17 protein-coding genes are annotated in these 20,787 nt (G+C 63.5%); 15 read left to right on the forward strand and 2 right to left on the reverse strand.

Going from position 1 to position 20,787, the window contains the following annotated elements; all coding sequences use genetic code 11:
- Positions 1 to 6: 6 nt before the first annotated feature.
- The 10 genes from ACFHWW_RS10615 to murB all read left to right on the forward strand — a co-directional run bounded on the left by ACFHWW_RS10615 (position 7) and on the right by murB (position 12,675).
- On the forward strand, positions 7 to 402 hold the full coding sequence (locus ACFHWW_RS10615; protein ID WP_100671700.1) for a hypothetical protein: 396 nt from the start codon (positions 7 to 9) through the stop codon (positions 400 to 402).
- Positions 402 to 2,150, forward strand: a complete 1,749-nt coding sequence (locus tag ACFHWW_RS10620) for a penicillin-binding protein 2 (protein WP_018095461.1) — start codon at positions 402 to 404, stop codon at positions 2,148 to 2,150. Before ACFHWW_RS10615 ends, ACFHWW_RS10620 begins: the two co-directional genes overlap by 1 nt.
- 165 nt (positions 2,151 to 2,315) lie before the next feature.
- Positions 2,316 to 3,776, forward strand: coding sequence for a UDP-N-acetylmuramoyl-L-alanyl-D-glutamate--2,6-diaminopimelate ligase (locus tag ACFHWW_RS10625; protein ID WP_100671699.1), 1,461 nt, complete (start codon positions 2,316 to 2,318; stop codon positions 3,774 to 3,776).
- A 1-nt stretch (position 3,777) separates the two neighbouring features.
- Positions 3,778 to 5,211 carry a UDP-N-acetylmuramoylalanyl-D-glutamyl-2,6-diaminopimelate--D-alanyl-D-alanine ligase gene (locus ACFHWW_RS10630; RefSeq protein WP_100671698.1) on the forward strand — a complete coding sequence of 478 codons (1,434 nt, stop codon included), beginning with the start codon at positions 3,778 to 3,780 and terminating at the stop codon, positions 5,209 to 5,211.
- 242 nt (positions 5,212 to 5,453) lie between these two features.
- On the forward strand, positions 5,454 to 6,554 hold the full coding sequence (mraY, locus tag ACFHWW_RS10635; protein WP_018095458.1) for a phospho-N-acetylmuramoyl-pentapeptide-transferase: 1,101 nt from the start codon (positions 5,454 to 5,456) through the stop codon (positions 6,552 to 6,554).
- Between the two features lie 6 nt (positions 6,555 to 6,560).
- Positions 6,561 to 7,952: a UDP-N-acetylmuramoyl-L-alanine--D-glutamate ligase gene (gene murD, locus ACFHWW_RS10640; protein WP_379938154.1), complete on the forward strand. Its 1,392-nt coding sequence runs from the start codon at positions 6,561 to 6,563 to the stop codon at positions 7,950 to 7,952.
- 57 nt (positions 7,953 to 8,009) lie between these two features.
- Positions 8,010 to 9,164, forward strand: a complete 1,155-nt coding sequence (gene ftsW / locus ACFHWW_RS10645) for a putative lipid II flippase FtsW (RefSeq protein ID WP_379938155.1) — start codon at positions 8,010 to 8,012, stop codon at positions 9,162 to 9,164.
- 3 nt (positions 9,165 to 9,167) lie between these two features.
- Positions 9,168 to 10,292 carry an undecaprenyldiphospho-muramoylpentapeptide beta-N-acetylglucosaminyltransferase gene (gene murG, locus ACFHWW_RS10650; RefSeq protein WP_379938156.1) on the forward strand — a complete coding sequence of 375 codons (1,125 nt, stop codon included), beginning with the start codon at positions 9,168 to 9,170 and terminating at the stop codon, positions 10,290 to 10,292.
- Complete coding sequence (gene murC / locus ACFHWW_RS10655) at positions 10,289 to 11,704, forward strand: UDP-N-acetylmuramate--L-alanine ligase (protein ID WP_018095454.1); 1,416 nt, start codon at positions 10,289 to 10,291, stop codon at positions 11,702 to 11,704. The genes murG and murC overlap by 4 nt, the downstream gene beginning before the upstream one ends.
- On the forward strand, positions 11,701 to 12,675 hold the full coding sequence (gene murB / locus ACFHWW_RS10660) for a UDP-N-acetylmuramate dehydrogenase (protein ID WP_018095453.1): 975 nt from the start codon (positions 11,701 to 11,703) through the stop codon (positions 12,673 to 12,675). The genes murC and murB overlap by 4 nt, the downstream gene beginning before the upstream one ends.
- Positions 12,676 to 12,748: 73 nt before the next feature.
- Here the strand turns inward: murB and ACFHWW_RS10665 are convergent, their stop codons facing one another.
- Positions 12,749 to 14,059 carry an MFS transporter gene (locus ACFHWW_RS10665; protein WP_127712412.1) on the reverse strand — a complete coding sequence of 437 codons (1,311 nt, stop codon included), beginning with the start codon at positions 14,057 to 14,059 and terminating at the stop codon, positions 12,749 to 12,751.
- A gap of 401 nt (positions 14,060 to 14,460) precedes the next feature.
- On the opposite strand from ACFHWW_RS10665, the gene aqpZ reads away from it, so the two are divergent.
- On the forward strand, positions 14,461 to 15,147 hold the full coding sequence (gene aqpZ, locus ACFHWW_RS10670; protein WP_018095451.1) for an aquaporin Z: 687 nt from the start codon (positions 14,461 to 14,463) through the stop codon (positions 15,145 to 15,147).
- Between the two features lie 112 nt (positions 15,148 to 15,259).
- Here the strand turns inward: aqpZ and ACFHWW_RS10675 are convergent, their stop codons facing one another.
- Positions 15,260 to 15,472: a hypothetical protein gene (locus ACFHWW_RS10675; protein ID WP_157813664.1), complete on the reverse strand. Its 213-nt coding sequence runs from the start codon at positions 15,470 to 15,472 to the stop codon at positions 15,260 to 15,262.
- On the opposite strand from ACFHWW_RS10675, the gene ACFHWW_RS10680 reads away from it, so the two are divergent.
- The 4 genes from ACFHWW_RS10680 (at position 15,458) to ftsZ (ending at position 20,502) form a co-directional block, all read left to right on the forward strand.
- Complete coding sequence (locus ACFHWW_RS10680) at positions 15,458 to 16,384, forward strand: D-alanine--D-alanine ligase (RefSeq protein ID WP_100671692.1); 927 nt, start codon at positions 15,458 to 15,460, stop codon at positions 16,382 to 16,384. The two genes, ACFHWW_RS10675 and ACFHWW_RS10680, sit on opposite strands and share 15 nt — an antisense overlap.
- Complete coding sequence (gene ftsQ, locus ACFHWW_RS10685) at positions 16,372 to 17,301, forward strand: cell division protein FtsQ (protein ID WP_379938157.1); 930 nt, start codon at positions 16,372 to 16,374, stop codon at positions 17,299 to 17,301. The genes ACFHWW_RS10680 and ftsQ overlap by 13 nt, the downstream gene beginning before the upstream one ends.
- Positions 17,298 to 18,626, forward strand: coding sequence for a cell division protein FtsA (gene ftsA, locus ACFHWW_RS10690; protein ID WP_010969742.1), 1,329 nt, complete (start codon positions 17,298 to 17,300; stop codon positions 18,624 to 18,626). The genes ftsQ and ftsA overlap by 4 nt, the downstream gene beginning before the upstream one ends.
- A 94-nt stretch (positions 18,627 to 18,720) precedes the next feature.
- The gene (ftsZ, locus tag ACFHWW_RS10695; protein WP_275597664.1) at positions 18,721 to 20,502 is read left to right on the forward strand and encodes a cell division protein FtsZ; all 1,782 of its coding nucleotides are present in this window, start codon (positions 18,721 to 18,723) and stop codon (positions 20,500 to 20,502) included.
- Positions 20,503 to 20,787 lie beyond the last annotated feature (285 nt).

Consider the following 20,787-nt stretch of genomic DNA (forward strand, 5'->3'; position numbering starts at 1 on the left):
AAGACGATGCTCAGAACGCTCGATATTGTCCTGATCGTCATCATGACGGCGGCCGCGACGGTCACCTACACGATCAAGCATAAGGCCGAGAACAAGCTCGAAGAGGTGCGCAGGCTCGACGCAGCGATAAAGCTCGAAGAGGACACGATCGATCTGCTCAAGGCCGACTGGGCGCTTCTGACCCAGCCGAACCGGTTGGAGAGGCTGGTGACCGTCTTTGCAGCCGATCTGCAACTCGCGCCGACCCCCTCGACGCAGCTGGCGCGGCCGGAGGAGCTGCCGATGCTGAGGGCTGATCTGCCTCCTTCCGAAGAGGATAAGAAGGCCAAGGACCAGGCGGCCGACAATATCGCCGCCGTCATCGAGGCCGATAATATTGCAACAGGTTCGGTGGCGCGCTGATGTCGTTTCTCTCTCGTATCATGGTGCTGAAGAGCAAGGCGCATTTTTCGGCGGGCGGCAATAACCGCCCCGCCGACAGCGGGCTCAACGTCACTTTCGAAGGAACGCGCAAGAAGAGCGCAAGCCGGGCGAAAAGCCGGGTCGCGATCATCATCGCCAGTTTCGGCCTCGTTTACGCGGCGATCGGAGGACGCCTCGTCCAATATGGTCTCGCGCAACCGGAAACGGTCTCCTCGATCGGCCGCGCCGATAGTCTCATGGCCTCGCGGCCGGACATTCTCGACCGCAACGGCGAGGTTCTCGCAACCGATATCCGTACCGTCTCGCTCTATGCGGAGCCGCACAAGATCGTCGATGCCGACGAGGCGGTGGAGCGATTGGCGACGGTGCTTCCCGATCTCAACGCGCGCGAAATCTACAACAAGCTCAAGTCGAATTCGCGCTTTCAATGGTTGCGCCGGCAACTGACGCCGAAGCAGCAGAGCGAAATCCTCGCGCTCGGCATTCCCGGCATCGGCTTCCGCCCGGAGAAACGGCGCTTCTATCCGGGAGGGCCGACTGCCGCCCACATCCTCGGTCACGTCAACATCGACAACCGCGGCGTCGCCGGTATGGAGCGTTACATAGACGAGCAGGGTCTCGCCGATCTTGCGGCGATCGGAATGACCAGCGATGCCAAGCTCGAACCGGTCAGGCTCTCGATCGACGTGCGCGTGCAGAACATCGTGCGCGACGTCATCGACGCGGGCATGAAGAACTACCAGGCGATTGCCGCCGGTGCCGTCGTCCTCGACGTCCATACCGGCGAAGTGCTGGCCATGGCCTCCGTGCCGGATTACGACCCGAACAGGCCCGCGGAAGGCGCCGAAGAGGGCTGGATGAACCGCATGTCGAACGGCACGTTCGAGATGGGCTCCACCTTCAAGACCTTCACCATCGCCATGGGTCTCGATTCCGGCAAGGTGACGCTCAACGACAGTTTCGATGCGACCGCGCCGATCCGCATCGGCGGATTCACGATCAAGGACTTCCACGGCAAGCGCCGCGTACTGACGGTGCCGGAAATCTTCCAGTATTCCTCGAATATCGGCACCGCCAAGATCGCCGACCTGATCGGCATTCCGGGCCACAAGGAGTTCCTCACGCGGATAGGCCTGCTGACGAGGCTTCCGACCGAACTGCCGGAAGTAAAGGCGCCAAGCCAGCCGCGCGAGTGGAAGAAGATCAACTCGATCACGATCTCCTTCGGCCACGGCGTTTCGACGACGCCGCTGCAGACGGCGGTCGCAGGTGCCGCGCTGGTCAATGGCGGCAAACTCATCCCGCCGACCTTCCTGCCGCGCAGCGAGGAAAAAGCGAGCGAACTTGCGAGCGCAGTGGTCAAGAAGAGCACCAGTGAAGACATGCGCTATCTGCTTCGCTGGAACGGCATCGCGGGTTCGGGCAAGCGGGCGCTCGTTCCGGGTTTCAATGTCGGCGGCAAGACCGGCACGGCCGACAAGGTCGTCAACGGCCGCTATGCCAGCGACCTGAACTTCAATGCCTTCCTTGCGGCGTTTCCGATCGACGATCCCAAATACATGGTGCTGACCTTCATCGACGCGCCCAAGACCGGCGAAGGCGGGGGCCGCACGGCCGGTTCGAATGCCGCCCCGATGGTGCGCGACATCATCAGCCGCTCCGCTCCGCTGCTCGGCGTGGAGCCGAAATTCGGACAAGACGGTTCTGCCTTGCTTGTGTCTTATTGACCGTGAAATGAAAGGCGGAGGATTCGCGATTCCGCTGCATGGCTCCGTGAACCGGAGTCGATTCAAGGACCATACCATGCTGCATTCAAAGTGTTACGGCGACCTTTGCGCGTCTGAAAAGACGCACGGCGCTGTTGGTTCATATCGATGTGAGACGTGCAGTTCATGAAGATCACGGATCTGGCGGGATCGAATTTCCCGGAACTTTCGGCGCAGCTGAAGGGCGACGCCGCAACCATCGAGATCAGCGGCATCACGGCCGATAGCCGGCAGGTCAAGCCCGGCGATCTCTTCGTCGCCGTTGCCGGATCGAAGGCTGACGGGGCTGCTTACATAGCGGATGCGCTGTCTCGCGGAGCCTCGGCGGTCGTCGCCGGAAAAGGCGCCCAGGCGGAAGCGGGTGCGCCCGTCTTTGCGATCTCCGAACCGCGAAGGTTCCTGGCAAAGGCGGCATCCAGCTTCTACGAGCGCCAGCCGGAGACGATGGTGGCGGTCACGGGCACGGCGGGAAAGACGTCCGTTGCCTCCTTCACCCGGCAGATCTGGGCGCATAGCGGCTTCTCGGCGGCGATGATCGGCACCACGGGAGTGGTGGCGCCCGGCCGCACCGAATACGGCTCGCTGACGACCCCCGACCCGGTATCCCTGCATAAGCTGCTTGCCGAACTTGCCGATGAGGGCGTGACCCATGCGGCAATGGAGGCTTCGAGCCACGGCCTGGACCAGTGCCGGCTGGACGGGGTCAACCTCGCGGCCGCCGCCTTTACCAATCTCGGCCGCGATCACATGGATTACCATCCGACGGTCGAACACTACATGGCCTCCAAGATGCGCCTCTTCGGGGCGCTCCTGCCGAAAGGTTCGCCGGCGGTGATCTTCGCGGACGACCAATGGTCCGCCGAGGCGATCGCTGCCGCTCGCAAGGCCGGCCACGATGTGCGCACCGTCGGGCGCAACGGCGATTTCATCGCGCTGAAGCGCGTCGAGCATTTCCGCCACAAGCAGTCGGCGGAGGTGCATGTCGGCGACGACATCTACGAAATTCACGTGCCGCTCGCCGGTGATTTCCAGATCGCCAACGCGCTCGTTGCCGCGGGGCTCGCAATGTCCACCGGGATCACCGCAAAGGCGGCATTCTCGGCGCTGGAGAGGCTGCAGGGCGCTTCGGGGCGGCTGGAGCTCGTCGGACAGACGAAGGACGGCGCACTCGCCTATGTGGACTACGCCCACAAGCCGGACGCACTCGCAAACGTACTGGAGTCCGTGCGTCCCTTTACCACCGGCCGGGTCGTGGTGGTTTTCGGATGCGGCGGCGACCGGGACAAGGGCAAGCGCCCGATCATGGGAGAGATTGCCAGCCGCCTCGCCGATGTCGTGATCGTCACCGACGACAATCCGCGCTCGGAAGTACCGGAAGTGATCCGTGCCGAGATCATGGCCGCGGCCAAGGGGGCTACGGAAATCGGCGATCGCGCCGAGGCGATCCGTGCGGCCGTCGGAATGCTGAAGACCGGCGATACGCTGATCGTTGCCGGAAAAGGGCATGAAGAGGGGCAGACGGTCGGTTCGGTGACGCTGCCTTTTTCCGACCACGCGGAGGTCCGCAAGGCACTGGGAGGTCTTTGATTTGAACTGGCTCTGGACAAGCAGCGATCTTCTGGCCGCCATGAACGGCCGCCCGGTCGGGAACCTGCCCGAAGGGATCACCGGCATTTCGATCGACAGCCGCACGATCGGCGATGGCGAGGCCTTTTTCGCGATCAGAGGCGATCGCGTCGACGGCCACGACTATGCCGGGATCGCGCTTGCAAACGGAGCCGCGCTCCTGGTCGTCAGCGAAGCGAAACTCCCGGCGCTGGGGCGCCTGACCGCCCCGATGATCGTCGTCGACGACGTGCTGGAGGCGATGATCCGGCTCGGTTGCGCGGCACGCGACCGCAGCGCGGCGAAAATCATCGCCGTCACGGGATCGGTGGGCAAGACCACCACGAAGGAGATGCTGAGGCACGTGCTGTCGCCCCTCGGCCGGGTCCACGCCTCCGTGGCGTCCTTCAACAATCACTGGGGCGTGCCGCTGACGCTTGCGCGCATGCCGGAGACGACCGATTTCGGGGTCTTCGAGATCGGAATGAACCATGCGGGCGAAATTCTGCCGCTGACACGGATGGTCCGCCCGCATGTCGCGGTCGTGACCAGCATTGCCGCCGCCCATCTGGGCAATTTCACGAGCCTGGACGAGATTGCGGCCGCCAAGGCCGAGATCTTCGAAGGCGTGGTCAATGGCGGCCATGCGGTCATCAATCGCGACAGCGCGCAATACGAGCTCCTCGAAAGGGCGGCTGCGGCGGCGGGGGTCAGCCATGTCCATTCCTTCGGCGCAAATCCGAGATCGGAGTTCCGTCTGGCCGAGTTTGCCGGGGGAGCGGAAAGCTCGGTGCTCTGGGCCGCCGTCGGAGGCAGAACGCTTGAGATAGCGATCGGGGCACCCGGGCGCCATATTGCCGAGAACGCCTTGGCGGCGATCGCCGCGGCGACGCTGGCAGGCGCGGATACCGATCGCGTCGTCGCGTCGTTTGCGACGATGCAGCCGGAAAAGGGCCGGGGGCTGCGGCATCACCTCAGGATCGGCACCGGGCACCTCACCGTGATCGACGAAAGCTACAACGCCAATCCCGCCTCGATGCGGGCGGCGATCTCGCTTCTGCGCGATGCAGAGCCGTCACCCGGCGGGCGACGCATTGCCGTTCTCGGCGACATGCTGGAAATGGGCGAGCATTCGGCGGCGGTTCATGCGGCGCTTGCGAGACCCATTGTCGAGGCGGGTATTGCCGATGTCTGGCTGGCCGGACCAGAGATGGCCCATCTGCGCGACGCCCTGCCGCCGGAGGTATCCGTCGTCCATCGGGACCGTGTGGATGATCTCACGGGCTACGCGCTCGGAGCTGTCGCGGCCGGGGACGTCGTGATGGTCAAGTCTTCGAAGGGCACCGGTTGCGCAAAGATCGTCCAGGCGCTTCTCGATGCCTATCCGCAGGAGACGGCCGGAGCAGGGGAAGTATAGGGACGTTGCCATCGCTGCATGTTTCCTCGAACCCGGAACCGGTCTGCGGAAGAACATGCGGCTACTGAAAGCGCTGCGGCGGCTCTTGTACGCCCGAAAGGGTGCGCGGCGCCGCAGTGCTGGTGGATACGGCCTTCGGCCAGGGGAAATGGCCTAACATAGTCGAACGCAAGCGGGTATCTTCTGGCAGATGATTCTGTTGGACGATGTCCGATTATAAACTTCTGGGGGAAAGGTCCCTTATGCTGATCTGGCTTGTGGAACTGGCGGACCACTTTCAATTCTTCAATCTCTTTCGCTACATCACCTTCCGTACGGGGGCGGCTCTCTTCACCTCTGCCTTGATCGTGTTCCTGTTCGGCCCCGCCATGATCGCATCGTTGCGCATCCGCCAGGGCAAGGGCCAGCCGATCCGGGCGGACGGCCCCCAGACGCACTTCAAGAAGGCAGGGACCCCGACCATGGGCGGGTTGATGATCCTGACCGGCATCGTGGTGTCGTCGCTGCTCTGGGCCGATCTATCCAGCATCTACGTCGTATCGACGCTTCTGGTGACGCTCGGGTTCGGCGCGATAGGCTTCTACGACGACTATCTGAAGGTGACGAAGCAGTCGGAAAAGGGCTTCTCCGGCAAGGCACGGCTCGGCATCGAGTTCGTGATCGCCGCCGTTGCCGTCTTCTTCATGATGCAGGCGGCGCTTTCCGCGGGGGCGGCGGGTTCCACCTTCGGCTCGTCGGTGACCTTTCCCTTCTTCAAGGACCTGATGCTCAATCTCGGATATTTCTTCGTGCTGTTCGGCGGGTTCGTCATCGTCGGCGCGGGAAATTCCGTAAACCTGACCGACGGTCTCGACGGGCTCGCGATCGTTCCCGTCATGATCGCGTCGGCCGCATTCGGGCTGATCGCCTATCTTGCGGGTAACGCCGTCTTCGCCAATTACCTGCAGATCCATTTCGTGCCCGGCACCGGCGAACTCGCGGTGATCCTCGGCGCCGTGATCGGCGCGGGCCTCGGCTTCCTCTGGTTCAACGCACCGCCTGCTGCGATTTTCATGGGCGATACGGGTTCGCTTGCGCTCGGCGGCCTGATCGGCACCGTGGCCGTCGCGACCAAGCACGAGATCGTCATGGTCATCATCGGCGGGCTCTTCGTCATCGAGACGCTGTCGGTCATCATCCAGGTCTTCTGGTTCAAGCGCACCGGGCATCGCGTATTCCTGATGGCGCCGATCCACCATCACTTCGAGAAGAAAGGCTGGACGGAAAGCCAGGTGGTGATCCGTTTCTGGATCATCGCAGTGATCCTCGCAATGGTCGGCCTCTCGACGCTGAAGCTGCGGTGAGCCGCGATGATCCCGGTCACCACATTCAAGGGCAGGAAGATCGCACTCTTCGGGCTTGGCGGCTCGGGGCTCGCGACGGCTCAGGCACTCGTTTCGGGCGGAGCCGATGTCGTGGCGTGGGACGACAATCCTGACAGCGTCGCCAAGGCTGCGGCGGCCGGGATAACCACGGCTGACTTGCGCGGCGTCGACTGGCATGACTTTGCCGCCCTGGTGCTTTCGCCCGGCGTGCCGCTGACGCATCCGAAGCCGCACTGGAGCGTCGATCTCGCGCATCAGGCGGGCGTCGAGATCATCGGCGACGTGGAGCTCTTCGTGCGTGAGCGACGCAAACACGCGCCCGATTGCCCCTTCATCGCCATCACCGGCACCAATGGCAAATCCACGACGACGGCCCTGATCGCCCATATCCTCAGGACGAGCGGGCGGGACACGCAGCTCGGCGGCAATATCGGCACCGCGGTGCTCACGCTGGACCCGCCGAAAGCAGGGCGCTTCTATGTCGTCGAATGCTCATCCTACCAGATCGACCTTGCGCCCACGCTCGACCCGACCGCCGGGATACTGCTCAACCTGACGCCGGATCACCTGGATCGCCACGGCACGATGCAGCACTATGCGGATATCAAGGAGCGTCTGGTGGCGGGGAGCGGAACGGCGGTCGTCGGCGTCGACGACAGCCTCTCGAGCCTGATCGCGGATCGGGTGGAGCGGGCAGGAACAAAGGTCGTGCGCATATCGCGCCGCCATCCGCTTGCCGAGGGCGTATATGCCGAAGGCTCGGCGCTGATGCGGGCGCAGGACGGGGCATCGTCGCTCTTTACCGATCTTGCCGGCATCCAGACGCTGCGCGGAGGGCACAATGCCCAGAATGCCGCGGCTGCGATCGCCGCCTGCCTGGCGGTCGGCATCTCCGGGAAGGATATCGTGAACGGCCTCAGGAGCTTTCCGGGCCTCAAACACCGGATGCAGCCGGTTGCGAAAAAGGGCGAGATCGTCTTCGTCAACGACAGCAAGGCGACCAATGCAGAGGCTGCAGCCCCGGCGCTTTCGAGTTACGACCGAATCTACTGGATCGCCGGCGGTCTGCCGAAGGAGGGCGGCATCACGTCACTGGCGCCATTCTTCCCGAAGATCGTAAAGGCCTATCTGATCGGAGAAGCGGCACCCTCCTTCGCGGCGACACTCGGCGAAGCAGTGCCCTACGAAATCTCGGGGACGTTGGAAAAGGCGGTTGCGCACGCGGCAGCGGATGCGGCGCGGGACACGCAAGGCCCTGCGGCCGTGATGCTTTCCCCGGCTTGCGCAAGCTTCGACCAGTACAAGAATTTCGAGGTGCGCGGAGATGCCTTCGTCGGCCATGTGGCGGCGCTCGAGGGCGTGAGCATGCTGATTTGACGGCTTCGGCCGGTAGTGGATGTTGGCGCGGTACGCGCCCGGAAAGGGGACAGACTGATGGTAAGCCGAGCCGAACGTGGCCCCGTGGCCGACTGGTTCTGGACGATCGACAGATTTTTTCTCGCCGCCTTCATCCTGCTGATGGGCGTGGGCTTCATGCTCTCCTTCGCCGCAAGCCCCCCGGTCGCCGAACGGCTCGGCCTCGACAGCTTCCACTTCGTCAAGCGCCATGCGCTCTTCCTCCTGCCGTCGCTGGTGGTGATGGTCGGCATCTCCTTTCTCTCGCCCCGACAGGTTCGGCGCACGGCGATCATCCTGCTCGTGATTTCCACGGCGATGATGGTGCTGGCTCTGTTCTTCGGCCAGGAGGTCAAGGGCTCCCGGCGGTGGCTGTCGCTCGCCGGCATTTCGGTACAGCCCTCGGAATTCATGAAGCCCGCCTTTGTCGTGGTCTGCGCCTGGCTTTTCGCCGAACATGCACGGCAGCCGGAAATTCCCGGCAATCTGCTTTCGATCCTCCTCTTCGGTATCGTCGGGGCGCTCCTCGTTGCCCAGCCCGACCTCGGCCAGACCATCCTCACTGCGGCGGTCTGGGGCGGCATGTTCTTCATGGCCGGCATGCCATGGCTCTGGATCATCGTGCTCGCGTCGGTGGCGATAGGCGGATTTTTCGCCGCCTATTCCATCCTGCCCCACGTCGCCGGCCGCATCGACCGGTTCCTGACCGGCGAAGGCGATACGTTCCAGGTGGATACGGCCCGCGAGGCGATCATTCGCGGTGACTGGTTCGGCCGCGGCCCCGGTGAGGGCGTGGTGAAGCGCATCATTCCGGACAGCCATACGGACTTCATCTTCTCCGTCGCTGCGGAGGAGTTCGGCATCGTCTTCTGCATGGTCATCGTCATGATCTTCGCCTTCGTGGTCATGCGCGGCCTCAATCATGCCTTCCGCGAGCGCAACGACTTCAATCGGTTCGCGGTTGCCGGGCTGGTTCTGCAAATCGGCATCCAGTCGATGATCAATATCGGCGTGAATCTCGAGCTGCTTCCGGCCAAGGGCATGACGCTTCCGCTGATTTCCTATGGCGGGTCGTCGATGGTGGCGATCTGCGTGACGGCGGGGTTCATTCTGGCACTGACGCGTCATCGGCCGGAGAAACGTGCCGTCGAGCGCAGCCTCTTTCGATCGGGCGTCGGAGTGCCGGCGGAGTGAGACATGGATAAAGGCATCATTCTTCTTGCCGCCGGCGGGACCGGCGGGCACCTCTTTCCAGCCGAGGCGCTGGCGCATGAGCTGAAAGCGACGGGCTATTCCGTGCATCTGGTGACGGACAGCCGTGCCGAACGCTTCACGGGGAAGTTCCCGGCCGACGAGATTCATGTCGTGCCGTCGGCGACGATCGGTTCGAAGAACCCGATGAAACTCGCCCGGTCGGTGTGGAAGCTCTGGACGGGGCTGAGGGCGGCCCGGCGACTGATTGCCAGGCTTAGGCCCAGGGCCGTCGTCGGCTTCGGCGGCTACCCGACGGTGCCGCCGCTGCTTGCGGCCACGGGCATGGGCATTCCGTCGATCATCCACGAACAGAACGCGGTAATGGGCCGCGCCAACAAAATGCTCGCATCGCGGGTCAAGGCCGTGGCCGGCGGCTTTCTCCCGGAAGGCGCCGGAGCCTTCGCGGCGAAGACCGTGGCGACCGGAAACCCTGTGCGTCCGGCGGTACTGAAGGCTGCCGGGCTTCCTTATGCGCCGGCTGCCGATGATGCGCCCTTTCATCTGGTGGTCTTCGGCGGCAGCCAGGGCGCGCAGTTTTTCTCGAAAACGGTGCCGCAGGCGGTCTGCCGGCTCGACGACGCGCTGCGCCAGCGGCTGAAGGTGACGCAGCAGGCCCGGCCCGAGGATCGGGAAGGCGTCATTGCGGTCTACGAGAAGCTCGGCGTTCCCGCTGAGGTATCTCCCTTCTTCACCGACATGGCCGGTCGGATCGCTTCGGCGCAGCTCGTTATCTGCCGCTCGGGCGCGTCCACCGTTTCGGAAATCTCGGTCATCGGACGCCCGGCGATCCTGGTGCCGTATCCCTACGCTCTCGACCACGATCAGGCAGCCAATGCCGCGGCACTCGCCGCGAAAGGGGGGGCGCGCGTGATCGCGCAGGTGGAGCTCAGCGCCGAGCGGCTCGCCGGCATCCTTGCGGATGCGATGAGCAACCCGGATGCGCTGGCGCAGATGGCGGCCGGCGCCCGCCAGACCGGCAAGCCGGATGCCGCGCGCTTGCTTGCCTTGCTGGTAGAGGCTATTGCCAGCGGCTCGACAGTCGCGAAGTTCAAGGAAACACGCTCATGAAGATGCCGAAGACGATCGGGCTCGTACATTTCATTGGTATCGGCGGCATCGGCATGAGCGGTATTGCCGAGGTCCTGCACAATCTCGGCCATCGCGTCCAGGGTTCCGACCAGGCCGACAGCGCCAATGTGCAGCGTCTGCGGGAAAAGGGCATCAGCGTCTCCATCGGGCACAAAGCGGAAAATCTCGGCGATGCCGAGGTGGTCGTCGTCTCGACGGCGATCAAGAAGGACAACCCCGAGCTCATCGCTGCGCGCGAGAAATTCCTGCCGGTCGTGCGGCGGGCCGAGATGCTTGCCGAGCTGATGCGCTTCCGCAATGCAATCGCGATCGGCGGGACCCATGGCAAGACGACGACGACCTCGATGGTTGCCGCCCTGCTCGATGCGGGCGGCCTCGATCCGACCGTGATCAACGGCGGCATCATCAACGCCTACGGCACCAATGCGCGCATGGGCGCCGGCGAATGGATGGTAGTCGAAGCAGACGAATCCGACGGCACGTTCCTGAAGCTGCCGGCCGACATCGCGGTCGTCACCAATATCGATCCCGAACATCTCGACCACTACGGCAATTTCGACGCCGTGCGCGCGGCATTCCGGCAGTTCGTCGAGAACGTGCCCTTTTACGGTTTTGGCGTGCTGTGTCTCGACCATCCGGAGGTCCAGTCCATGGTCGGCAAGATCGAGGATCGGAAGGTCGTCACCTACGGCGAGAACCCCCAGGCCGACGTGCGCTTCCACAATATCCGCATGGACGGTGCGACTTCCATCTTCGATATCGAGATCCGCCGCCGCCGCACGGGCCAGGTGATCGCGATCAAGGACCTCAGGCTGCCGATGCCCGGACGCCATAATGTCTCCAACGCCACGGCTGCCGTGGCGGTCGCACAGCGGCTCGGCATCAAGCCCGAGGACATTGCGAGAGGTCTTGCCACCTTCGGCGGCGTGAAACGCCGCTTTACTCTGACGGGTGAGTGGAACGGCGCGCGCATCTTCGACGATTACGGCCACCATCCCGTCGAGATCAGGGCGGTCCTGAGGGCGGCGCGCGAGGCGTGCCAGGGGCGCATCGTCGCGGTCCACCAGCCGCATCGCTACTCGCGCCTGTCGAGCCTCTTCGAAGACTTCACATCCTGCTTCAACGACGCCGATACGATCCTGCTCGCTCCGGTCTATGCGGCCGGCGAGGAAGCCATAGAGGGCGTCAGTTCGGAAGCGCTCGTCGACCGCATCAAGGCTGCCGGCCATCGCGATGCCCGCCACATCCCCGGACAGGAGGCACTGGCGCCCGTTATCGCGAAGATTGCACAGCCGGGCGATTTTGTGGTTCTCTTGGGAGCTGGCAGCATTACCTATTGGGCCGCGGCCTTGCCCAAGCAGCTCGCGGAAATTTCAGGAAATCGAGCATGAAACAGGTCAACGGTCAGAAACTTCTCGATTCGCTCGGAAACGGCGTCGCTGCAATCCGCGGACGTCTCACGCCCGATGCGCCGATGGACCGCGTTACCTGGTTTCGGGCGGGCGGTCTCGCCGAGCTCATGTTCCAGCCGCACGACACCGACGACCTCGTCGCCTTCCTGAAGCTGGTGCCCGAAGAGGTGCCGGTAATGGTCGTCGGCGTGGGCTCCAACCTGCTCGTGCGCGACGGCGGTATTCCGGGGGTCGTCATCCGGCTTTCGGCGAAGGGCTTCGGCGATCTGGAACTCGCCGGTGAAAACCGCATCAAGGCGGGCGCGATCTGCCCGGACAAGAACATCGCCGCCATGGCGCTCGACCATGGTATCGGCGGCTTCTACTTCTATTACGGCATTCCCGGTTCGATCGGCGGGGCACTCCGCATGAACGCCGGCGCCAATAGCGGCGAAACCAGCGAACGCGTCGTCGAGGTCCATGCCGTCGACCGCAAGGGCAACAGGCATGTCCTGAGCAAAGCCGAGATGGGCTACGGCTACCGCCATTCCGGCGCGGCCAAGGAGCTGATCTTCACGCATGCGATCTTCGAGGGCTATGCGGAAGACAAGACCAAGATCCGCACCGACATGGACGCCGTGCGCCAGCATCGCGAAACGGTGCAGCCGATCCGCGAGAAGACCGGCGGATCCACGTTCAAGAACCCGGACGGCCACTCGGCCTGGAAGCTGATCGACGAGGCCGGCTGCCGCGGGATGATGATCGGCAATGCCCAGATGTCGCCGCTTCACTGCAATTTCATGATCAATACCGGACAGGCGACCGGCTACGAGCTCGAATATCTCGGCGAGACCGTGCGCCAGCGGGTGATGGAGCATTCCGGCGTCAAGCTGGAATGGGAAATCAAGCGGGTCGGCAATTTCATGCCGGGCTATGAAATCAGGGAATTCCTCGGCCGCGCCACGGCCTGATCCGAAATCGGGACCAAGAAAAAGGCCGCGGCGGATAACCGACGCGGCCTTTTTTTCCGGATTATTCCATCTCTCAGCCCGAGACCTCTTCCTCGTTCGAAAGAAGCAGGCAGACGAGCGTGATCGACGCCGCCGCCAGCAGATAGTAGCCGACATGGCCGAGGCTGTAATTGGTCGCGAGCCAGGTGGCGATATAGGGCGCCAGCGACGCGCCGAAGATGCCGGCGAGGTTGAAGGTCATCGAGGCGCCGGTATAGCGCACCGCCGTCGGGAAGGGGGCCGCCAGCGCCGCGCCGATCGGCCCGTAGGTGAGGCCCATCAGGCCGAGGCCGACGATCGAGAAGACGAAGGCCCCGCCGAGACCGGATGACAGAAGCGGCGCCATGAAGAGGCCGAAAACGCCGATGCCGATCGTCGTCAGCACCAGCACGAGGCGCCGGCCGAAGCGGTCCGAAAGTATGCCGGAGACCGGGATCATCAGGCCGAAGAAGACGACGCCCGTCATCTGTACGAGCAGGAACTGTTCGCGCGAATAGCCGAGCTTGGTCGTGCCCCAGGAGAGCGAGAAGACGGTCATCAGATAGAACAGGACGAAGGTCGCGAGCGCCACGAAAGTGCCGAGTACGAGGCTTCGCTTGTGCGAGCGGAAGATCGCCGCGACCGGCACCTCGACACGCTCGTGCTTGTCGATCGCCTTCTGGAATTCCGGCGTTTCGGTGATCTTCAGGCGGACATAGAGGCCGACGATCACGAGCAGCACGCTGGCGATGAAGGGAACGCGCCAGCCCCAGGCGAAAAAGGCCTCTTCGCTCATGACTTCGCCGAGGATGAGGAAGGTTCCTGCCGACAGGATGAAGCCGATCGGCGCGCCCAGCTGCGGGAACATGGCGTACCAGCTCCGCTTGCCTTCGGGCGCATTCTCGGTGGCGAGCAACACCGCGCCGCCCCATTCGCCGCCGAGGCCGAGGCCCTGACCGAAACGGCAAAGGGCAAGCAGCAGCGGTGCCACGACGCCGATCGTCGCATAGGTGGGCAACAGGCCGATGATGACCGTGGAAATGCCCATGGTCATCAGCGCGGCGACGAGCGTCGCCTTTCGGCCGATCCTGTCGCCGAAGTGACCGAAGATCACGGCGCCGAGCGGGCGGGCGAAGAAGGCGATCGAAAAGGTGGCGAGGGACTGCAGCATTGCCGAGGTCGGATCGGCTGCAGGGAAGAAAAGGTGCGGGAAGATGATTACCGCTGCGGTCGCATAGACATAGAAGTCGAAGAATTCGATCGTGGTGCCGACCAGGCTGGCGAACAGCACCCGGGCAGGGGAGTTCACGGCCTGCCGATGCAACGCACCATCCTGCGGCGACAGCGAGGTTGTCGCGTCTGTCATTGGTTCGTTCCTGTGGCAATTCGCGGGAAAGCGAGTAACTCTCTCCCGCCGGAATTGCGTAGTTTCAGAGGGTTAGATCAGTTCGCCGTCCCATGGACGCAAAAAAATGATCTGGCGGTTATGCCGTCTTGGGAGGCGGGCGGCCGGTTCTTAGCGCAAGTTTTCACATTGAGAAAGTCCGATTTCGTAAGAAATGCGAACTAAATGCGCTTGCCGGCGCAGCAATATTCCACCGGCGCATCGCCCCGGTGTGCTCGAGCGGTCGACATGCCCACCTACATGAATTCACGGGCTTCCCGTATTGCGGGCATCGCCAGGAAATACATCTCCTGCTTGACGAGAATCGAATACTGGAGAACTCTCGCCGGCGAAGCGTTTTGCTTCGATTTGGGGGAATATTCATGTTCAGAAAGCTCTCTGCGGAATTTCTCGGTACTTTCTGGCTCGTTCTCGGCGGGTGCGGCAGCGCCGTACTTGCCGCTGCCTTCCCGGAGGTCGGCATCGGCCTGCTCGGGGTCTCCTTTGCCTTCGGCCTTACGGTGCTGACCATGGCCTATGCGGTCGGCGGAATTTCCGGCGGCCATTTCAATCCGGCGGTATCGGTCGGACTTGCCGTAGCCGGCAGAATGCCGCCGGCGAGCCTCGTCGGTTACATCATCGCGCAGGTCGCCGGCGCGATCGCCGCAGCTGCCGTGCTCTACGTGATCGCCAGCGGCAAGGCCGATTTCCAGCTTGGCGGTTTTGCCGCCAATGGTTACGGCGAACATTCTCCGGGGGGCTACTCGTTGACGGCGGCTCTCGTCACCGAGGTCGTCATGACCGCCTTTTTCCTGCTCATCATTCTTGGCTCGACGCATGGCCGTGTGCCTGTGGGCTTCGCGCCCATCGCCATCGGCCTGGGGCTGACCTTGATTCACCTCGTCTCGATCCCGGTCACCAACACCTCCGTAAATCCGGCCCGATCGACCGGACAGGCGCTGTTCGTCGGCGACTGGGCGATTTCCCAGCTCTGGCTCTTCTGGGTCGCACCGCTGATCGGTGCAGCCATCGCCGGAATCGTATGGAAAATCGTCGGCGACGATAGCTAGATCGGGAAAGATAGCGCAACGCGAGACCGTGTAGAGCCCGCCTGCACACGCAGGCGGGCTCTGCCTTTCCTAAGATTATTTCCCTTGCAAGCCACAGAAAGCTCTGATTCAGCTAGGAAATCTTGTCTCTGATTGATTCTTGGCGGGTTTCGCCGAAGCGCGTTTCGCGGCGAGAGTTAACCAAAGTAAACACTTCATTAACCATAATGTCGTTGTAGTGGTTCCACGCGGCGGTCACGCGAATCGAGGCTTCGAAATCAGCCAGGTGCAAGCAAGCTTCGCGATAGTGGCGTATTGTTTGGGGGTTTGAATGAGCAGCAAGCATGTTGCTGTCCTGTTGGGCGGATTTTCCTCGGAGAGGCCGGTGAGCCTGTCTTCGGGGACGGCTTGCGCGGATGCCCTGGAGGCGGAAGGCTATCGCGTCACGCGCGTCGATGTCGGTCGCGACGTCGCAGCGGTTCTTCAGAATTTGCGCCCGGATGTCGTCTTCAATGCGCTTCATGGGCCGTTCGGCGAAGACGGGACGATCCAGGGCATTCTCGAATATCTCGAGATCCCCTATACCCATTCGGGCGTCCTGGCTTCGGCACTGGCCATGGATAAAGACCAGGCAAAGCATGTCGCCAAGGCTGCCGGCATCCCGGTTGCCGAGGCGCTGGTCATGGACCGGCGCAGCTTCGGCAATCAGCATCCGATGAAACCGCCCTATGTGGTGAAGCCGGTCCGCGAGGGGTCGAGCTTCGGGGTGGTGATCGTCAAGGAGGATCAGTCGCATCCGCCTCAGGTGATCACCTCAAGCGAGTGGCGGTACGGCGACCGCGTCATGGTCGAGCGCTATATTGCCGGACGCGAATTCACCTGCGGTGTCATGGGCGATGTCGCCCTCGGCGTCACTGAAATCATCCCGCAGGGGCACGCCTTCTACGATTACGACTCGAAATACGTAAAAGGTGGTTCAAAGCACGTCATACCTGCACAGATTTCACCAAATATTTACCAAAAAATACAAACACTGGCGTTGAAGGCGCATGAGGCGATCGGTTGCCGCGGCGTCAGCCGGTCCGACTTTCGTTTCGACGATCGTGGGGATGGTGAGGGCGAGTTGATCTGGCTCGAGATCAATACCCAACCCGGCATGACCCCAACGTCCCTGGTGCCCGAAATGGCGCAGCATGCGGGCCTTCAGTTCGGTGAATTTCTCAGGTGGATGGTGGAGGACGCGTCGTGCTTGCGCTGAGGGGCAGAAGGGGCAAGAGGGTTCGTTACCCGGCCGGCGCTGTCGCCGAGGCGGATGAAGCGTTCGTCCTGCCGCGGCCGCTGCGCAAGGGCGTGCGCTTTCTGATCAGCCTTGGCGCCGGTCGAATCCGCTTCCCGAATCATACCGGAACAGTTTCCGCCGCAGCTTTCATGGTGGCCACGGGCCTTTACGGCATGTCGCTCGGCGGCCACACGCAGAGCTTCGCGCAGGTCTCGACGACTGCCGCCGGCTTCGCGATCGAGGACGTCCGCGTCTCCGGCAACGCGCAGACCTCCGAGATCGACATTCTCCAGCAGCTCGGCCTGGACGGCATGACGTCACTGGTGGCGCTCGACATCGAGGAGGCGCGTCGGCTTATCGGCGAACTGCCCTGGGTGGAGACCGTCACGGTGCGCAAGATCTATCCGGGTACGATCGAGGTCGTTCTCAAGGAGCGCGAAGCCTTCGGTATCTGGCAGCACGGATCGGATCTCTCCCTGATAGAGCGCAGCGGCAGCGTCATCGCGCCGCTCAGGGACAACAAGTTCGCCAGCCTGCCACTTTTCGTCGGCCGCGACGCGGAGACGGCGGCGGCCGCGTTCTACGATGAATTTTCCCGCTGGCCGGAGTTCCGCTCCCGCGTCAAAGCCTTCGTGCGCGTGGCCGGGCGTCGCTGGGATTTGCGGCTCAACAACGGCGTCGTCGTGAAGCTTCCGGAAAAGGATGTTGCCCGCGCGATGAGCGTGCTCGCCGGTATGCAAGACACGCATCAGCTGCTGGAGCGCGATATCGCCGCCGTCGATCTCAGGCTCGAAGACCGCACGACCGTACAGTTGACGCCGGAAGCTGTGAAGCGCCGGGAAGTCGCACTCAAGGCGAGGGAGAAAATGCTGAAAGCCCAGGAGAAGCGGATATGAGTTTGTTCGGATCCGCCAATTTCGGCCTTCCGCGTCTGAAACCTTTGCCCTCGAAGCGGTCGCATGTCGTGTCGGTGCTCGATATCGGCTCGACCAAGGTGGTATGCATGATCGGCCGCCTGACGCCGCGTGCGGAAAGCCAGATCCTGCCGGGGCGCACGCACAGCATCGAGGTCATCGGCATCGGTCACCAGAAGTCGCGGGGCGTCAAGAATGGCGTCATTGCCGATCTCGACGCGGTCGAAAGTGTCGTCCGGCTTGCGGTCGATGCAGCCGAGCGCATGGCGGGACTGACCATCGACAGCCTCATCGTGAATGTTTCGGCCGGCCGCCTGCAGAGCGACGTCTATACCGCGACGATCGATCTCGGCGGGCAGGAGGTCGAGGCAAACGATCTAAAGAAGGTACTCGCTGCCGCGGGTCACCAGTCGCTGCGCACCGATCGTGCCATCCTGCACTCTCTGCCGACCGGCTTCTCGCTCGACGGCGAGCGCGGCATCCGCGACCCGCTGGCGATGTTCGGTGACGTTCTCGGCGTCGACATGCATGTGCTGACGGCGGAGCGGCCCGCACTGAAGAACCTTGAGCTCTGCGTCAACCGCGCTCACCTCTCGGTCGAGGGCATGGTCGCGACGCCCTATGCCAGCGGCCTTGCGGCACTCGTGGATGACGAGGTCGAGCTCGGATGTGCGGCCATCGACATGGGCGGCGGTACGACGACGATCTCGGTTTTCGCCGAAGGCAAGCTCGTCCATGCGGATGCCGTCGGGCTTGGCGGCCACCATGTCACGACCGATCTTGCGCGCGGCCTGTCCACCCGCATCGAGGATGCCGAGCGCCTGAAGGTCGTGCACGGTTCGGCGCTTCCGAACAGCGCGGACGAGCGCGATATCATTTCGGTTCCGCCGATCGGCGAAGACGACCGCGACCAGCCGACGCACGTGCCGCGCGCTCTGGTTTCGCGCATCGTTCGCGCTCGCATCGAAGAGACGCTGGAACTCATACGCGACCGTATCCAGCGGTCCGGTTTCAGCCCGATCGTCGGCAAGCGGATCGTATTGACGGGGGGAGCCAGCCAGTTGACAGGCCTGCCGGAAGCGGCGCGGCGCATCCTTGCACGCAATGTCCGCATCGGCCGCCCGCTCGGCGTATCCGGACTGCCGGCCGCTGCCAAGGGCCCGGCCTTCTCCACGGCCGTCGGGCTGATGATCTACCCTCAGGTCGCCGACCTCGAGACGCATGCCGCCGGCAGCGGCATGTTCTCCACCCTCGGCGGCAACAGCCGTTTCGCCCGCATGGGGCAATGGCTGAAAGAAAGTTTCTAGACCGCTCGGCATAGCGCCGAACGGGACAGGTGTTCGAGTTTGAAGGAATTGGCCGGCTCGGCAAGGCGGCCAGGGAAAGAGAAGGAACAGGACTATGGCCATCAACTTGCAGAAGCCGGACATTACCGAGCTGAAGCCGCGTATCACGGTCTTCGGCGTCGGCGGCGGCGGCGGCAACGCCGTCAACAACATGATCACCGCCGGGCTCCAGGGCGTCGATTTCGTCGTCGCCAACACGGATGCCCAGGCACTCACCATGACCAAGGCCGAGCGGATCATCCAGATGGGTGTCGCCGTCACCGAAGGTCTTGGTGCCGGCTCGCAGCCGGAAGTCGGCCGTGCGGCCGCTGAAGAATGCATCGACGAGATCATCGATCACCTGCAGGGCACGCATATGTGCTTCGTCACCGCCGGCATGGGCGGCGGCACCGGCACGGGCGCTGCTCCGATCGTCGCCCAGGCTGCCCGCAACAAGGGTATCCTCACCGTCGGCGTCGTCACCAAGCCGTTCCATTTCGAAGGCGGACGCCGCATGCGGATCGCCGACCAGGGTATTTCCGATCTTCAGAAGTCGGTCGACACCCTGATCGTCATCCCGAACCAGAACCTCTTCCGCATCGCCAATGACAAGACGACCTTCGCGGACGCCTTCGCCATGGCCGATCAGGTTCTTTATTCCGGCGTCGCCTGCATCACCGACCTCATGGTCAAGGAAGGCCTCATCAACCTCGACTTCGCCGACGTCCGTTCGGTGATGCGCGAAATGGGCCGCGCCATGATGGGCACGGGCGAAGCCTCCGGCGAAGGCCGCGCAATGGCCGCTGCGGAAGCTGCGATCGCCAACCCGCTGCTCGACGAAACCTCGATGAAGGGCGCTCAAGGCCTGCTCATCTCCATCACCGGTGGCCGCGACCTCACGCTGTTCGAGGTGGATGAGGCTGCGACGCGTATCCGCGAGGAGGTCGATCCGGACGCCAACATCATTCTTGGCGCGACCTTCGACGAGGAGCTCGAAGGCCTCATTCGGGTTTCGGTCGTCGCGACCGGCATCGACCGCACGGCCGCGGAGGTGGCCGGCCGCTCCGCCGACTTTCGTCCGGTAGCGCCGAAGCCGATCGTCCGCCCGTCCGCCGCCGTTCCGGCCCAGCCGCAGCCGACTGTTTCGCTGCAGCCGGCCCCGCAGCCGCAGCCGGTGCAGCAGCCGCTCCAGCAGCAGCAGAATGTCGACCACATCGCGCTCGCCATTCGCGAAGCCGAAATGGAGCGCGAACTCGACATCGCTGCGCGCACCCAGGTCGCCGCACCGCAGCCGCAGCCGCAGCCGCAGCCGCAACTGCAGGAAGAGACCTTCCGTCCGCAGAGCAAGCTTTTCGCAGGCGTCGCTCCGGCGGAGGCCGCACCGGTCATGCGGCCGGCGCAGCCGGCACCGCGCCCGGTCGAGATGCAGGCGCCCGTTCAGCCGCAGATGCAGGCACAGCCGGTCCGGCAGGAGCCCACCCCGGTCGTGCGGCAGCAGGCCGAGCCGGTACGCATGCCGAAGGTCGAGGACTTTCCGCCGGTCGTGAAGGCGGAAATGGATCACCGGACGCAGCCGGCGCCTGTGCATCAGGAGGAACGCGGACCGATGGGACTCCTGAACCGGATCACGAGCTCGCTCGGGCTGCGTGAACGGGAAGCGACGAATGTCTCGTCCGACATGACCGCCGCCGCACCAAGCGCCGCCTCGCAACAGCGCCGGCCGCTTTCGCCGGAAGCCAGCCTCTATGCGCCGCGTCGCGGCCAGCTCGACGATCACGGTCGCGCTGCGCCTCAGATGCGGTCGCATGAAGACGATCAGCTCGAAATTCCGGCGTTCCTGCGCCGCCAGTCGAGCTGATACCTACGGTGCCGTGCGTCCGATCGGACGCGCAACGTCGCCGTGGTACTTTCAGTCGCCGCAGTTTTTCCTGAGCCGGCTCCGGTTCAGGGAAACATGCGGAGACTGTTCCTTCACCTTGCCGATGCCCGGGCGCCAGCCCGGGCATTTTTCGATTTCTCGCGTGAAATCAGATGCTTATCATTTGCATTGCGCGCATATGAATTGCGTAACAAACCGAAACGAACAGTGATTTGGAATGGTGTCTCCAAACTCTTATTTTCATCATCGGAATTGGGGACGCAT

The organism is Sinorhizobium sp. P24N7 (assembly GCF_042436655.1).
Taxonomy (GTDB): Bacteria; Pseudomonadota; Alphaproteobacteria; order Rhizobiales; family Rhizobiaceae; genus Sinorhizobium; species Sinorhizobium meliloti_A.

Bases quoted from the DNA above. Each gene is read 5' to 3' on its own strand.
- ACFHWW_RS10615 (WP_100671700.1), top strand. From the start codon at position 7: ATGCTCAGAACGCTCGATATTGTCCTGATCGTCATCATGACGGCGGCC.
- ACFHWW_RS10620 (WP_018095461.1), top strand. From the start codon at position 402: ATGTCGTTTCTCTCTCGTATCATGGTGCTGAAGAGCAAGGCGCATTTT.
- ACFHWW_RS10625 (WP_100671699.1), top strand. From the start codon at position 2,316: ATGAAGATCACGGATCTGGCGGGATCGAATTTCCCGGAACTTTCGGCG.
- mraY (WP_018095458.1), top strand. From the start codon at position 5,454: ATGCTGATCTGGCTTGTGGAACTGGCGGACCACTTTCAATTCTTCAAT.
- murD (WP_379938154.1), top strand. From the start codon at position 6,561: ATGATCCCGGTCACCACATTCAAGGGCAGGAAGATCGCACTCTTCGGG.
- ftsW (WP_379938155.1), top strand. From the start codon at position 8,010: ATGGTAAGCCGAGCCGAACGTGGCCCCGTGGCCGACTGGTTCTGGACG.
- murG (WP_379938156.1), top strand. From the start codon at position 9,168: ATGGATAAAGGCATCATTCTTCTTGCCGCCGGCGGGACCGGCGGGCAC.
- murC (WP_018095454.1), top strand. From the start codon at position 10,289: ATGAAGATGCCGAAGACGATCGGGCTCGTACATTTCATTGGTATCGGC.
- murB (WP_018095453.1), top strand. From the start codon at position 11,701: ATGAAACAGGTCAACGGTCAGAAACTTCTCGATTCGCTCGGAAACGGC.
- ACFHWW_RS10665 (WP_127712412.1), bottom strand. From the start codon at position 14,059: ATGACAGACGCGACAACCTCGCTGTCGCCGCAGGATGGTGCGTTGCAT.
- aqpZ (WP_018095451.1), top strand. From the start codon at position 14,461: ATGTTCAGAAAGCTCTCTGCGGAATTTCTCGGTACTTTCTGGCTCGTT.
- ACFHWW_RS10680 (WP_100671692.1), top strand. From the start codon at position 15,458: ATGAGCAGCAAGCATGTTGCTGTCCTGTTGGGCGGATTTTCCTCGGAG.
- ACFHWW_RS10675 (WP_157813664.1), bottom strand. From the start codon at position 15,472: ATGCTTGCTGCTCATTCAAACCCCCAAACAATACGCCACTATCGCGAA.
- ftsA (WP_010969742.1), top strand. From the start codon at position 17,298: ATGAGTTTGTTCGGATCCGCCAATTTCGGCCTTCCGCGTCTGAAACCT.
- ftsZ (WP_275597664.1), top strand. From the start codon at position 18,721: ATGGCCATCAACTTGCAGAAGCCGGACATTACCGAGCTGAAGCCGCGT.